General features: G+C 71.1%; 16 protein-coding genes. 15 read left to right on the top strand and 1 reads right to left on the bottom strand.

The features are described 5' to 3' along the window. Window positions 1-27 precede the first annotated feature (27 nt). From ACGFIQ_RS04490 to ACGFIQ_RS04420, 15 genes are all read left to right on the top strand, one after another. Window positions 28-396 carry a DUF3499 domain-containing protein gene (locus ACGFIQ_RS04490; RefSeq protein WP_357071658.1) on the top strand — a complete coding sequence of 123 codons (369 nt, stop codon included), beginning with the start codon at window positions 28-30 and terminating at the stop codon, window positions 394-396. A 313-nt stretch (window positions 397-709) separates the two neighbouring features. Beyond that, complete coding sequence (locus ACGFIQ_RS04485; protein WP_393240340.1) at window positions 710-1453, top strand: Scr1 family TA system antitoxin-like transcriptional regulator; 744 nt, start codon at window positions 710-712, stop codon at window positions 1451-1453. Next, a complete protein-coding gene (locus ACGFIQ_RS04480; protein ID WP_393239042.1) occupies window positions 1444-1632 on the top strand; it encodes a DUF397 domain-containing protein in 189 nt (62 codons plus the stop codon). The genes ACGFIQ_RS04485 and ACGFIQ_RS04480 overlap by 10 nt, the downstream gene beginning before the upstream one ends. Before the next feature lie 19 nt (window positions 1633-1651). Then, a complete protein-coding gene (locus ACGFIQ_RS04475; protein WP_393239039.1) occupies window positions 1652-1846 on the top strand; it encodes a DUF397 domain-containing protein in 195 nt (64 codons plus the stop codon). A gap of 251 nt (window positions 1847-2097) precedes the next feature. Next, window positions 2098-3294, top strand: a complete 1197-nt coding sequence (locus ACGFIQ_RS04470) for a spermidine/putrescine ABC transporter substrate-binding protein (RefSeq protein ID WP_393239036.1) — start codon at window positions 2098-2100, stop codon at window positions 3292-3294. A gap of 5 nt (window positions 3295-3299) precedes the next feature. Next, window positions 3300-4451: an ABC transporter ATP-binding protein gene (locus ACGFIQ_RS04465; RefSeq protein WP_393239033.1), complete on the top strand. Its 1152-nt coding sequence runs from the start codon at window positions 3300-3302 to the stop codon at window positions 4449-4451. After that, window positions 4448-5362: an ABC transporter permease gene (locus tag ACGFIQ_RS04460; RefSeq protein WP_393239030.1), complete on the top strand. Its 915-nt coding sequence runs from the start codon at window positions 4448-4450 to the stop codon at window positions 5360-5362. The genes ACGFIQ_RS04465 and ACGFIQ_RS04460 overlap by 4 nt, the downstream gene beginning before the upstream one ends. Then, on the top strand, window positions 5359-6141 hold the full coding sequence (locus tag ACGFIQ_RS04455; RefSeq protein WP_393239027.1) for an ABC transporter permease: 783 nt from the start codon (window positions 5359-5361) through the stop codon (window positions 6139-6141). Before ACGFIQ_RS04460 ends, ACGFIQ_RS04455 begins: the two co-directional genes overlap by 4 nt. Window positions 6142-6415: 274 nt before the next feature. Then, a complete protein-coding gene (locus tag ACGFIQ_RS04450; RefSeq protein WP_393239024.1) occupies window positions 6416-7213 on the top strand; it encodes an endonuclease domain-containing protein in 798 nt (265 codons plus the stop codon). Between the two features lie 400 nt (window positions 7214-7613). Further along, window positions 7614-8279 (top strand): response regulator transcription factor, encoded by a 666-nt coding sequence (locus ACGFIQ_RS04445; RefSeq protein ID WP_393239021.1) that lies wholly within the window; start codon window positions 7614-7616, stop codon window positions 8277-8279. Then, window positions 8276-9340, top strand: a complete 1065-nt coding sequence (locus ACGFIQ_RS04440) for a sensor histidine kinase (RefSeq protein WP_393239018.1) — start codon at window positions 8276-8278, stop codon at window positions 9338-9340. Before ACGFIQ_RS04445 ends, ACGFIQ_RS04440 begins: the two co-directional genes overlap by 4 nt. 71 nt (window positions 9341-9411) lie before the next feature. Next, the gene (locus tag ACGFIQ_RS04435) at window positions 9412-10425 is read left to right on the top strand and encodes a threonine/serine dehydratase (RefSeq protein WP_393239015.1); all 1014 of its coding nucleotides are present in this window, start codon (window positions 9412-9414) and stop codon (window positions 10423-10425) included. Further along, window positions 10422-11552: a D-alanine--D-alanine ligase family protein gene (locus ACGFIQ_RS04430; RefSeq protein WP_393239012.1), complete on the top strand. Its 1131-nt coding sequence runs from the start codon at window positions 10422-10424 to the stop codon at window positions 11550-11552. The genes ACGFIQ_RS04435 and ACGFIQ_RS04430 overlap by 4 nt, the downstream gene beginning before the upstream one ends. Window positions 11553-11572: 20 nt before the next feature. Then, entirely contained in the window at window positions 11573-12226 is a 654-nt protein-coding gene (locus ACGFIQ_RS04425; RefSeq protein ID WP_393239009.1) for a M15 family metallopeptidase, read from the top strand. Window positions 12227-12283: 57 nt separating this feature from the next. After that, window positions 12284-12958 carry a hypothetical protein gene (locus ACGFIQ_RS04420; protein ID WP_393239007.1) on the top strand — a complete coding sequence of 225 codons (675 nt, stop codon included), beginning with the start codon at window positions 12284-12286 and terminating at the stop codon, window positions 12956-12958. 10 nt (window positions 12959-12968) lie between these two features. On the opposite strand, the gene ACGFIQ_RS04415 is transcribed toward ACGFIQ_RS04420, so the two are convergent. Further along, complete coding sequence (locus ACGFIQ_RS04415; RefSeq protein ID WP_393239004.1) at window positions 12969-14210, bottom strand: SUKH-3 domain-containing protein; 1242 nt, start codon at window positions 14208-14210, stop codon at window positions 12969-12971. Between the last annotated feature and the right edge of the window lie 37 nt (window positions 14211-14247).

Raw genomic sequence — 14247 nt, 5'->3', positions numbered from 1 at the left:
ACCCGGTAATGGAGATACCCTGCGCCCGTGAGGTCACCACGGCGCTGCTCCCGTAACGGCTGCCCCCGGCAAGCGGTTGCCACATTGACCTATGTCTACAACGAGTCGACAGCGGTGGTGGGGCCGCTGGCGGCGTTCGCCGAGCCGCACACGTACGACCTGTGTGAGCCGCACGCCCGCAGCCTGACGGCACCGCGCGGCTGGGACGTGGTCCGGCACGAGGGTGAGTTCGAGCCGCCGCCGCCCACCACTGACGACCTGGTCGCGCTCGCCGAGGCGGTCCGCGAGGCCGCCCGCCCGGCCCCCCGCCCCCCGGACCCCGACCAGAACCACCACGACCACCCCCACCAGACCGGCCGCCGAGGCCACCTCCGGGTAATCCCCCCCAACCACTAACCCACCCGCCCCTGCCCCACCCGCCCGGCCCCTCCCTCGTGGTCCCGTTGATCATGAGGTCATTGCCATCCCGCCCGGCGTGTCGGCGCTATAACTCCATGATCAACGCGCGGTGCTGTCGGGCGTGGCGGCCCGCTGAGGGAGGGGCACTTTGGGGGCGTTTTGGGGATGCCTGGGGTACGTGTTGACACGTCTGACCGCCACACGCCGGTACGCCGCAGACATCGCCACTCACCGTGATTAGCATGCGCCGCAGCGTGCATAACCTGGCGGGCAGGAGGATCCGGTGGCGAACGAGGCGTTGCGGGTGGCGATGGCCGAGGCGGGGGAGACGGCCGAATCGCTGGCGGAGAAGGTTCGCGTCGACCCCAAGACGGCCGCGCGGTGGCTTGCCGCGGGGCGTATCCCGCACTCCCGTACCCGGGTCGCGGTGGCCCAGGTGCTGTGTCGGGACGCGGCCGACCTCTGGCCGGAGCCGTTCCGCCGCCGTGACCTGCCGTGGTTCCGACAGTGGGCCGAGCTTGAACAGGACGCCGTCTCGATCCGCTCCTACCAGCCGCTGCTCGTGCCGGGCCTGCTCCAGACCGAGGGGTACGCTCGCGCGGTGCTGGGCACCGGTGGTCTGCTCCCACCGTCCGAGGTGGACCTGATCGTCGCGGGCCGCCTCGAACGGCAGGCGGTCCTCGGCCGGGCTGCCCCACCGCAGTTCGTGGCGGTGATCGACGAGGTGGTGCTGCGCCGGCTGGTCGGTGACCGCGCCGTGATGTCCGGGCAGTTGGCCCACCTGGCGGCGGTCGCGGAGTGGGAGCACGTGCAGGTGCGGGTCATCCCGGCGGAGAGCCCGTGGCACACCGGTCTGGCTGGCCCCTTCGTGTTGGGTCGCCTGCCCGACGGGACGGAATTGGCGTATCTCGACAACCAGCTTCGCGGTCAGGTCGTGACCGATCCCGTCGATGTCGCTAACCTGGGACGCAGGTGGGAGAGCGTCGCCGGTGAGGCGTTACCCCAACGTCAGTCGATCGAGCTGATCAGGGAAGTGGCCACGACATGGAGATGACCGACGCCCGTTGGCGCACCGCGACCCGCAGCAGCAACAACGGCGGTGCCTGCGTGGAGGTGGCCGACAACCTGCCCGGTCGGGTGCTGGTGCGCGACAGCAAGGACCGCGACGGTGGCACCCTGGCCTTCGCGCCGGCCGCCTGGTCGTCCTTCGTCGAGCTTGTCCGATCGAGCTGATCAGGGAGGTGGCCACGACATGGACATGACCAACGCCCGTTGGCGCACCGCGACCCGCAGCAGCAACAACGGCGGCGACTGCGTCGAGGTGGCCGACAACCTGCCCGGTCGGGTGCTGGTGCGCGACAGCAAGGACCGCGACGGCGGCACCCTGACCTTCGCGCCGGCCACCTGGTCGTCCTTCGTCGACCTCGTCCGCCGGTCCGGCCGCTGAGCCGACGCCGGGCCGCCCGCTCTGGGCCGCCGCTGAGGGACGTCCGCCGGTCCGCCCGCTGATCCACTCGGCTTCATGAAAAGCGCGGTGTCGCAGCCTCCATGACACCCCGACTTCCGGAAACACGAGTGGACCAAGCTGAGTGTGGTCGACTCCTGCACGGGCAGTGACGCTCCGGCCCCGATGCTGCTCTCCCGCCGCCGGTTTGCCATCGTGTCAGTCGTCCACGGCGCCGACCCTGAGGAAAACTGATGCGTGTTCCCCTCCGGCCCCTCTCCCGGCGTGGACTACTCAGCGGCACTCTCGGTTCGGCCGCCCTGCTCGCCGGGGGCGGCGGCCTCGCGGGCGGCCTCGCCGGCTGCGGCACCAAGGGCGCGCAGCAGACCGAGGCCGGCTGCGTCAGCGAGGACCTCTCCGGCACCGAGAAGAAACTGGCGTTCTCCAACTGGCCGCAGTACCTGGACGTGGACGACGCGGACGAGTCCAAGCGACCCAGCCTGGACGAGTTCGGGCGGAAGACCGGCATCCAGGTCACCTACACCGAGGACATCAACGACAACAACGAGTTCTTCGGCAAGGTGCAGCACCAACTCGCCGCCTGCCAGAGCACCGACCGGGACATCATCGTGCTGACCGACTGGATGGCGGCCCGGATGAGCCGGCTCGGCTGGATCCAGCAGCTCGACCCCGCGAAGATGCCGAACGTGCGGGCCAACCTGCTGCCGTCGCTGGTCAACCACTCCTTCGACACCGACAGCCGGCTCTCCGTCCCGTGGCAGGCCGGCCTCGCCGGGTTGGCGTACAACGGTGACGTCACCGGGGAACTGCGTACCGTCGACGAGTTGCTGACCCGCCCCGACCTGAAGGGCCGGGTGTCGGCGCTCAGCGAGATGCGCGACACGATGGGCCTGCTGATGCAGTCCAACGGGCACGACCCGGCCAACTTCACCACCGCCCAGTTCGACGACGCGCTGCACAAGCTCAGGAAGGCCGTCGACTCCGGGCAGATCCGCAGGTTCACCGGCAACGACTACGCACCCGACCTGGCCAAGGGCGACATCGCCGCGTGCATCGGCTGGTCCGGGGATGTCATCCAACTCTCCGGTGCCAACGAGAAGGTGCGGTTCGTCGCGCCCGACTCCGGCGTGGTGCTCTACAGCGACAACATGATGGTGCCGATCCGGGCCACCCACAAGGCGAACGCCGAGCAGCTCATCAACTACTACTACGAGCCGGCCGTCGCCGCGAGGCTCGCCGCGTACGTCAACTACATCTGCCCGGTCAAGGGCGCGCAGGCCGAGATGGAGAAGATCGACAGCGCGTTGGCCGCCAACCCGCTGATCTTCCCCGACGACGCGCTGTTGTCGAAGGCCACGACGTTCATGGTCCTGGACACCAAGCAGGAGCAGGAGTACGAGAGCAAGTTCCAGCAGGTCATCGGGGCGTGACGGGGATGGCGCGCGAGACACCCGCCGGCGACCTGCGCCTGGCCGACCTCACCAAGCGCTTCGGCAGCGTCACCGCCGTCGACGGCCTCAGCCTGACCGTCGGGCAGGGCTCGTTCTTCGCGCTGCTCGGCCCGTCCGGCTGCGGCAAGACCACCACGCTGCGGATGATCGCCGGCCTGGAGGAGCCGACAAGCGGCCAGGTGCTGCTCGGTGACCGGGACGTCACCCGACTGCGACCGTACCGGCGGCCGGTCAACACCGTGTTCCAGAGCTACGCGCTCTTTCCGCACCTCACCGTCTTCGAGAACGTGGCCTTCGGGCTGCGTCGACGCGGCCTCCGCCCGGTCGACGGCGAGGTGCACCGGATGCTGTCGCTGGTGCAGCTCGACGGCTACGGCAAACGCCGACCGGCCCAGCTCTCCGGCGGCCAGCAGCAACGGGTCGCGCTGGCCCGCGCCCTGGTCAACCGGCCGCAGGTGCTGCTGCTCGACGAGCCGATCGGCGCTCTCGACCTGAAGCTGCGTCGGCAGATGCAGATCGAGCTGAAGCGCATCCAGACCGAGGTCGGCATCACCTTCGTACACGTCACCCACGACCAGGAGGAGGCCCTGACCATGGCCGACACCGTCGCGGTGCTGAACGCGGGTCGGATCGAGCAGCAGGGCGCGCCGGCCGACCTCTACGAGTTCCCCGCCACCGCGTTCGTGGCGAGCTTCCTCGGCCAGTCCAACCTGATCGCCGGCGAGGCCACCGGCGCCAGCGGCGGCGACGTCGCGGTGACGGCGCACGGCACGCGCTTCTCGGTGCCCGCCGGCCGGGCACGGTCCGCCCGCGGTCCGGTCCACCTGGGGGTACGCCCCGAGAAGCTGACTCTGGTCGGCTCCGCCGACCAGGTGCCCGTGGGGCATCAACACGTCACCGGGGTGGTCAGCGACGCCTCCTACGTGGGGGTCAGCACGCAGTATCTGCTGCGTACCGACTGGGGCGGCGAGCTGACGGTGTTCGTGGCGAACAGCGCGACGTCGACGCCTGTCGCCCTCGGCGGTGCGGCCGTCGCGTACTGGCACCCGCGGCACGCGTTCCTGCTGCCCCGGGGTGCCACGAGCGCCGACCGGACGTCGCCGGTGCTCGACGAGCCGGTGAGCGCGTCGTCGTGACCCGCCCGCCTCCCAGCGGCTCGGGGCAGGCAGCGCCTGCGGCTGCGGCACCGGCAGCCCGGTCCGGGAGGCGCCGGCTTCTGCCGTACCTCCTGGTTTTGCCTGGTGTTGCCTGGCTGTTCGTCTTTTTCGGGGTGCCGCTGGCGCAGCTCGCGGCGGCCAGCCTGTACGACCCCAACGGCTCACTGTCCACCGGTTACGCGATGAGCTGGGCGGTCGGCAACTACCCGGACGTGGTGCGGGCGTACTGGCCGCAGTTCCTGCGCTCGTTCGGCTACGCCGGGCTGGCCCTGGTGCTGGCGTTGCTGCTGGGCTACCCGCTGGCGTACGCGATCGCGCGGAAGGCCGGGCGGTGGAAGAACCTGCTGCTGGTCTGCGTGGTCGCGCCGATGTTCACCAGTTTCCTGGTCCGCACGTTGGCGTGGAAGACGATCCTGTCGGACAACGGCGCGCTCGTCGGCCTGCTGCGCGACGTGCACCTGCTCGCACCGGACGGCCGGCTGCTGGCCACGCCGTTCGCGGTGGTGCTCGGCCTGACGTACAACTTCCTGCCGTTTCTGGTGCTGCCGCTGTACGCGAGCCTGGAGCGGCTCGACCACCGGTTGCTGGAGGCGGCCGGCGACCTGTACGCGAGCGCGGCGCAGACGTTCCGCCGGGTGACGTGGCCGTTGTCCCGGCCCGGCCTGGTCGCCGGCATGCTGCTGTTCTTCATCCCGGCCAGCGGCGACTACATCAACGCCGAACTGCTCGGCACCCCCAACGAGTACATGATCGGCAACGTGATCGACTCGGCGTTCCTGGTCCGGCTGGACTACCCGCAGGGCGCCGCGCTGTCGTTCCTGCTGCTGGCGGCGATCCTCGCGGTGGTCTTCGGCCACCTGCGCAGGGCCGGCACGCGGGAGGTGCCGTGAGGATCTCCCGTTGGCTGGCCGACCGCTGGGTGCTGATCGTGGCGCTGCTGGTGCTCGGCTACCTGGCGCTGCCGATCCTGGTGGTGGCCGGGCTGTCCGTCAACCGGCCGTCGAGTCGACTGTCGTACGACTTCAACGAGTTCACCCTGGACAACTGGCGACAGCCCTGCGCCACCTCGGACATGTGTGACGCGGTGCTGCGCAGCGTACGGATCGGTTTCGTCGCCACGGTGATCGCCACCGCGCTGGGCACCCTGCTGGCGTTCGCGCTGGTCCGGCACCGCCCGCGCGGCCGGTCCGGCATCAACATGCTGATCTTCCTGTCGATGGCCACCCCGGAGCTGGTGATGGGCACGTCGCTGCTGGCGCTCTTCGTGGCGGCGGGGGTGCCGCAGGGCTTCTGGACCGTCGTGATCGCACACGTGACGTTCTGCGTGTCGTTCGTGGTGGTCACCGTGAAGGCACGGCTGGCCGGAATGGACCGGCGGCTGGAGGAGGCCGCCATGGACCTCTACGCCAACGAGTGGCAGACCTTCCGGAGGATCACCCTGCCGCTGGTGCTGCCCGGCATCGTGGCCGCCGCGCTGCTGGCCTTCTCGCTGAGCTTCGACGACTTCATCGTCACGAACTTCAACGCAGGCACCACAGTCACGTTCCCGATGTACGTCTGGGGCGCCGCCCAGCGTGGCATCCCCCCACAGGTAAACGTCATCAGCACGGCGATGTTCGCCCTAGCCCTGCTCCTGACCGCCCTAACCACACGACGTCAACGCGGCTGACCCTCGCCCCCTTTCGCCGCGATCTTGCACTTTCTGTCCCCGCATTTTGCTTCTATCGGGGCATTTCGGCGACAGAAAGTGCAAGATCGCGGCGGGTGACGGGGCGAGGGCGCGGGTGGTTAGCACCGGGGAGGGGGTTTCGGGGGTTGTCCACAGGGGCAATTGTTTTCCACAGGTGGGTGGGGGCGGGCATTCTTGGGGGCCGTTTGGCAGTCAACCTGCATGGGTGGCAACTCAGTTGTGGCGTACTGACGGGCTCATGCAGAAGCTCACAATGAGGCGGATCCGTAGCCAGCTCGACCGCGAGGAGCTGCTGCGAGTGCGCCGGGGGGTTTATGCCGACCAGCCCTGCGACGACGATGACGACCTGCGCGCCCTGCTGCTCCGCCTGCCCGAAGGGGCCATGCTGGCGAGGCAGAGTGCCGCACGCCGGCACGGCTTCGGTGTGCTCCGGGATGACCTGATCCACATCCAGTTGCCCGCGGAGGTGCCGAAGCCCCGTCTGCCCGGGCTCGTCGTACACCGGACGGTCCTCCCCACCCGGCCAGCCCTCGTCAACGGGCTGCCGTGCGTGCCGGCCGCCCGTTGTGCGGTCGACCTGGCGCGCGCCGTTCCGCGGTTCGACGCCCTACCGGTACTCGATGCCGCACTCCGCTCGGGCGTGGTCAGCCAGGACGACCTGCTGGCGGAAGTCCCTTGCCACACCGCGCTGCGTGGTGTCCGGCAGGCCCGGCACCTCGTACCGCTCGCCGACGGCCGGGCGGAGTGCCGGCAGGAGAGCCAACTGCGACTGATCCTGCTCGATGCGGGGCTGCCGCCCCCCGAGCCGCAGCTATGGGTGACCGATCGTCACGGCGGCCTTCGCTACCGGCTGGATCTGGCCTATCGCGAGCGCCGGGTCGGCATCGAGTACGACGGAATGTCGCATCTGGACCGTGATCGACTCCGGTACGACCGGGAGCGGGTCAACTGGCTGGATGCAGCGGGCTGGCGGATGCGCTACTTCACCGACCGTGACCTCTACCGCCGCCCCCAATACATCAGCGCCACCATCCGCGCAGCCCTCTCGTAACCCCGCCCCTCCCGCCCTCGCGGCCCGCCCTCACCGCCGATCTTGCACTTTCTGCCCCGGCAAACTGGTGCAAGCGGCACATTTGGGCGACAGAAAGTGCAAGATCGGCGCGGCGCGGCGCGGCGCGGCGGGGCGGGAGGAGTGGGGTGGGGCCTCGGGGTGAGGGCTTGGGTTGTGGGAGTTGGGGTGACGGGGGTCACCGTTCTTGGCTCCGGCGTGGTTGTTGGGGACGGACGGGGCGAATGGTGTGGGGTGGGGACGAAACCGGCGGGGTCTGGCTTGCGCTGGTTTGCCCGTTGGTTATGCGCGTGGAGGATGGCTGCGACGGGTGCTTACAGAACCCTTAACCCCGGCCTGCCACGGTATGCCGGGTAGAGGGGAACTCGGGGGAGCGGACGACGTGCGGGTGCTGGTGGCGGACGACGAGCGGTTGTTGGCGGATACGGTGGCCGAAGGGCTGCGCCGTCTGTCGATGGCCGTCGACGTCTGCTACGACGGCGACGGTGCGCTGGAGCGGATCGGGGTGAACCGGTACGACGTCGCCGTGCTGGACCGGGACATGCCCGGGCACACCGGCGACGAGGTGTGCCGCAGCATCGCCGATTCGCAGGTCGGCACCCGGGTGCTGCTGCTCACCGCGGCGGCTGGCATTCGGGACCGGGTGGAGGGTCTCGGTCTCGGCGCGGACGACTACCTGACCAAGCCGTTCGCCTTCGCCGAGTTGGTGGCCCGGGTGCAGGCGCTGGGTCGACGGTCCTCCCCGGCGTTGCCGCCGGTGCTCGCCCGGGACGGCCTGACGCTGGACGTGGGCCGGCACGTGGCGACCCGGGACGGCCGTCCGCTGGCCCTGAGCCCGAAGGAGTTCGCCGTGCTGCACGTGCTGCTGCGGGCCGACGGGAAGGTGGTCAGCGCCGAGGAGTTGCTGGAGCAGGCCTGGGACGAGTTCGCCGACCCGTTCACCAACGCGGTACGGGTCACCGTGATGACCCTGCGCAAGAAGCTCGGCGATCCCGCGGTCATCCACACGGTTCCGAAGGCCGGCTACCGGATCGGCGGTACGGCGTGACCTGGACGCCTCGACGTCGGGTGCTGCTGGTGGGCCTGCTGGCTCTGCTGGCCGGGCCACTGCTGCCGACGCTGGGCAAATGGCTGGCCGGGGTGACCTGGACCTGGGGGCAGCAGTTCTGCGAGGTGCCCGTGCCAGGGCTCGGCGGCGCGTGTGCCGAGGCGCGTTCGGGGGCGTTCGTGCTGCCCCTGGTTGCCGTGCTGGTCGTGAGCGTGGCGGTCCTGGTGGCGCTCTGGTTCGGCGCGGCGTGGTGCCTACGCCCGGTGCGTGACCTGGCGGGGCCGATCGGGCATCTCGGCCCGCAGAATCTGGGTCACCGGATCCGACCTCGGGGGCGCGACGAGTTGGCCCAGTTGTCCCGGTCGATCGACGAGATGATGGAACGCGTCTCCGCCGGGTACGAGGGGCAGCGACGGTTCGCCGCGAACGCCTCGCACGAGCTGCGTACCCCGCTGGCGGTGCAGCGGACGCTCATCGAGGTCGGCATGGCGCGGGCGTTGTCCGGTGCGCAGTTGGAGCTGTTGACCAGCCAACTGTTGGAAACCAACGAGCGCAACGAGCGGCTGATCGAGGGCCTGCTCGCCCTCAGCGAGAGCGACCAGGGCCTGCGCTCGCGGATACCGCAGCGGCTCGACTCGCTCGTCGCGTCGGTGCTGGCCGGGTATCAGGACCGCGCTCGGGAGGCCGGGGTCACCGTCGACACCCAACTCGTACCCCGGGTCGTGGTGGGGGAGCGGGTGCTGCTGGAGCGCCTGGTCAGCAACCTGGTGGAGAACGGGATCAAGTACAACCGGCGGGGTGGCTCGCTGACCGTCACGGTGAGCGGGGTGCCCGCGCTGTCCGTGGTCAACACCGGTCAGCCCGTGCCGGCCGAGGCGGTGGCCGGTCTCTTCGAGCCGTTCCGCCGGCTCGCCCGGGATCGCACCTCGCACGGCGGCGGCGCGGGCCTCGGTCTGGCCATCGCCCGCTCGATCACCCAGGCGCACGACGGGATCATCGCGGCCCGGCCCGCCGAGCACGGGGGCCTCCGCGTCGACGTCCAACTACCCAATGTGACCTAGCGCCGCACCGTCGTCTACCGGGTCCGCGTACCGCTGGACCCGGCCCGTGGTGTGCCCGAAAGGAGAAACCGATGTCACACACCGTTACCCAGACCCGGGTCGATGTGCGGGAGGCCGCCCGCTGGCTCGCCGGCCGCGTGGTCCGGACACCCGTGCTGCGGTCCCCGGTGATCGACGAACTGGCCGGGGCGCGAGTCCTGCTCAAGGCGGAGAACCTGCAGGACGGCGGCTCGTACAAGATGCGTGGCGCGCTGCGGGCGGTCGGTCGGCTCGCGGCGGCCGGTCACACCGGGGTGATCGCGCAGAGCACCGGCAACCACGCGGTGGCGGTGGCGTTGGCGGCCCGGCGGCACGGGATCGCGGCGACTGTGGTGTTGCCGGTCGACGCGGCGCCGACGAAGGTCGACCGGGCCCGCGCGGCGGGGGCGCGGGTGGTGTTCGCCGGCACCAGCGTGCAGGAGCGGGTGGTGGTGGCCAGCGGGCTCAGCGACGAGAGCGGTCACCCCGTGGTCGACGCGTACGACCACCCGGACGTCATCGCCGGGCAGGGCACCGCCAGCCTCGAACTGATCGAGGAGGCCGAGCGCGCGGGCACACCGTTGGACGTGCTCGTCGTACCGGTGGGTGGGGGTGGTGGGGTCGCGGGCGGCTGCCTGGCCGCCGCCGGCACGAACATCGAGGTGTACGGCGTGGAACCGGTTGGTTGTGACTCGCTCGCCCGCAGCCTGGCGGCCGGTGAGCGTGTCCCGGTCGCGCCGGTGCCGACGATCGCGGACGGGCTGCGGCCGTCCTGCGTGGGTGAGCTGCCGTTCGCGATCGTGCGCAACGCGCTGTGTGGGGTCGTCCGGGTCGACGACGACGAGATCTCCGCGGCGTTCCGGCTGATCCTGACGGAGCTGAAGGTGCTCGCCGAGCCGTCCGGTGCGGCCGGCCTGGCCGGTGCGCTCCGGCTCGCCCGCGAAGCCGGCCGGCAGCGGACGGTCGGGGTGGTGTTGACCGGCGGGAACGTGGAGGCGGCGCTGGTGGCCCGGCTGCTGACGCAACCGGCCGCCGAGGTGGCGGCTGTGGATCAGGTGGCGGCGTGAGCGCGCCGACGCGGATCGGAATCCTGTTCGGTGGTCCGTCGGCGGAGCACGAGGTGTCCTGTGCGTCCGCGCTCGGGGTGGCTCGGGCGCTCGGCGGCGGCGGTTACCGCACGGTCGCCATCGGCGTCACCCGCAGTGGCGGACTGCGGCTGATGCCCGACGCGCTGCTGGCCGAGTTGCGCGACCGGCCGGCCGCCGAGCGGGCCATCGACGACCGCCTGCTGGTGACCGGCCCGGCCGTCGAGCTGCGGGCGGGTCCGCGTCCCGGCGTCGTGCAGGTGTACGCGGGTAACGCGCCCGGCGCGGTGCACGCCGAGCTGGACGTGGTCTTCCCGGTGCTGCACGGCCCGTTCGGTGAGGACGGCGTGGTGCAGGGGCTGTTGGAGTCGCTGAACGTGCCGTACGTCGGGTGCGGCATCCTCGCCTCCGCGGTGGGCATGAACAAGGTGGCGATGAAGCGGGCGCTGCGTGCCGAGGGCATTCCCGTCACCCCGTACGTGGCGTTCGACGCGCACACCTACCGGACGGCCGACGACCCGGAGAAGCTGGTTCTCGGCCTGCGCCGGCCGCTGTTCGTGAAGCCGGCCAGCATGGGTTCCTCGATCGGCATCTCCCGGGTCGGCGAGGGCGACGACCTGGCCGCCGCCGTGGAGGAGGCGCTTCGCCACGATCAGCTCGTCATGGTCGAGCAGGGGGTCACCGGCCGCGAGCTGGAGTGCGCGGTGCTCGGTGGCTGGCGCCCGGAGGCGTCGGCGGTGGGCGAGGTGCGGGTCGACGGCGGTTGGTTCGACTACCAGCAGAAGTACTTCGGCGTCGCCGATCCGATGATCGTCCCCGCCGTGTTGCCGGACGAGGTCACCGCGCGGGTCCGCGAGCTGTCGCTGCGCGCGTTCGCCGCGATCGGCGGTTGGGGCCTGGCCCGGGTCGACTTCTTCTACGACGAGACGACAGGTGAGCTGTACGTCAACGAGCTGAACACCATGCCCGGCTTCACCGCGCACTCGATGTATCCGAAGGTGTGGGCGGCCGTCGGTGTCGGCTACCGCGAGGTGGTGGATCGTCTCGTCGAGTTGGCCCGTACCCGGCATGCGGAACGCACCCCGATCACCGCGGCGGCCGTCCGATGATCCTGCTCTCCGATCCCCGCGTGTCGGCGGTGCCCAGCGCCGACGACGGCGACCCGCTGCTGGACCTGCGTGAGCTGCCGGAGCTGCGGCTCGACTGCCGCGCGGCCGACCCCGCCGGGGCGTACGCCCGGCTGCGCGCGGCGGTCGTGGACCGCCTGCTGGCCGCGCAGCGTGCCCTGCCGACCGGGATGCGCCTGCTGGTGGTGGAGGGCTACCGGCCGTACCAGGCCCAGTTGGCCATCTTCACCGGCTACCGGGACGAGCTGCGCCGACGGCACCCGGACTGGTCCCCGCAGCGGCTGCACCGGGAGACCACCAAGTTCGTCTCACCGGTCGAGGTGGCCCCGCACAGCACCGGCGGCGCGGTCGACCTGACGCTGTGCACCGACGACGGTGTGGAGTTGGACCTGGGCACGGCCATCGACGCGACCCCGGAGGACAGCGCCGACGCCTGTTTCACCGACGCACCCACGATCGGCGCCACCGCCCGACGGCACCGCCAGATCATGGTGGACGCTCTCGGCGGCGCCGGGATGGTGAACTATCCGACCGAGTGGTGGCACTGGTCGTACGGCGACCGCTACTGGGCGCTGATGACCGGGGCGCCGCACACCCGGTACGGGCCGGTGGACCTGGCCGCCGCACGATCGGTGCCCGTACCGGCTGAACGGTAGGCGGTTCCCGTCCGTACCAGGGTGTGCAGGACACCACCGAGGACGGGAGTGACGGCGATGAGGGTGCAGCGCAGGCACGTGCTGGCGGCGAGCGTGGCGGTGCTCGCCGCGGTGGGTGTGGCGGTGGGGACCAACTTCGGTTTCGCCGACACCGCCCCGGCCCGGTCGTCGGTCTGCTCCGGCTCGGTCACCTTCTCGGCGGAGGGTGGTGCGCCGGCGGCGACCAGCGACCGCTTCCCGGTGGGTACGCGGCTGCGGGTGACGAATCTGGACAACAACCGGGCGGCCACGGTGACGGTGACCGGCCCGTCGGGCAGTTGTGTGCTGCTCAACGCGGCGGCCATGGAGTTGGTGCGGGAGCCGGGCAAGAACGTGATCCGCCGCAACGTGGTGGAACGGGTGGACGGGGGCGCGCCGCCGGCCGGGCAGCAGACCGCCGGCACGGTCCGCCCCGGCGCGGCGTCCCCCGGGGCGTCGGGCCCGGCCCCCCGCTCGGCCTGCTCCGGCTCGATCACCTTCTTCGCCGAGGGTGGCGCTCCGGCGGCGACCAGCGGCCAGTTCCCGGTGGGTACGCGGCTGCGGGTGACGAACCTGGACAACAACCGGGCGACCACGGTGACGGTGACCGGCCCGTCGGGCAGTTGCGTGCTGCTCAACTCGGCGGCGATGGACCAGATCCGTGAGCCCGGCAAGAACCTCATCCGCCGCAACACGGTCGAGGTGCTGCGCTGACGCTCCCGCCTCAGGCGGACTGCCAGGTGCCGTCCTCGCGGACCCGGGCGGGGGCGCGGCCGAGCAGCAGCGTGGTCAGCGCCGCGTCGATGGTGTCGCCGAGGAACCACTCGCCGGCCTGGTCGAGGGCGAAGACCCGGCCGCGCTCGTCCACCGCCAGGATGCTGTCCTGTTGTTCGGTGCCGATCGGGAAGAGCCGGACGCCGAGCACCGCCCCGAAGTCCGCGAGTGTGTCGGCGGTGTGCGCGATCAGGTGCGGGCGGATGTCGAAACGGGAGATCCACACCTGCTCGCCCCGGCCGCGTCGGGCACCGACCAGGCTGGGAAACGCGGTGAGCGCCTCGACGGCGGCGGGGAAGACCGTGTGCTGGTGGGTCGCCCCCCGCACCGCGGTGACGTCGCGTACGGCCGCGGCGGCCATGATCTGATCGCCGATGTGCGGTCGCCAGCCGGCCGCGACCAGCGCGTTGGCGACCTCCGCCGGAAAACGGCCCGGATCCGGGTCCGGCTCGGCCGGTGCACGCCAGGTCTCGGTGTACGCCCGGGCGGACTCCGGTAGGACGTTGGCGCGCACCAGGAAGGTGATGCACGAGTCACAGGGCAGGTCAGCGGGGCCGCCCGCGGGATCACCCGGCTCACGGATGCGGAAGATCTCGAACCGGGCCCCCTCCAGGAGCGCCGCCGCCTCCGCCCGACCCATCGGCGCGATGCCCTCGGCAGCCCGGCGGTGGTCGTACTCGTGCAGCACGTCGGAGACCACGATCAGCTCGGCGTGGGCAGCGCCCCCACGGACCAGGTCACCCGGAGGCAACTGGTCGAGGTAGCCGCGGACCAGCGGATGATGGTTGAGCGGCACGTCCGCCTTCGTGCCCTGGGCCGTCCAGATTCGACCTTCGAGGGTCAGGTGCGCGGCGGTGTTCGGTGTGGTGGCCCGATTGATCTCCCGGACCAGCAGACTCGACGGGTCGACGGTGCGCGGAGCGGTCGGCCCGGCGGGTCGACTGCGTCGGTAGAGGTCCGCCACCACGTCGCTCGGCACCCGCGGCCAGGTGGTGACCTTGCCGGTCTGCTTGTCGATGACAGTCGTCGGCAGGTCGCCGGGGACCGTGCGCGCCTCGGTGGGCACCACCGACGTGATGACGTAGCCCAGGTCGAACTCGTCGACCATCGGCGTGCACTCGTGGCCGAGGCGCTGCGAGTCGCGGCGGGCCCAGGTGGCCGCGAGCTGCTCTGCCTGTCGTCGGTCGATCACACAACGAAACTACCGGACCACGCGGATCGATGGCGGC

Origin of the sequence: Micromonospora sp. NPDC048898 (assembly GCF_043198035.1) — a bacterium.
Lineage (GTDB): Bacteria > Actinomycetota > Actinomycetes > Mycobacteriales > Micromonosporaceae > Micromonospora.
Note: the sequence above shows the minus strand (reverse complement) of the source record. Positions and strands in the feature narration are given on the sequence as shown.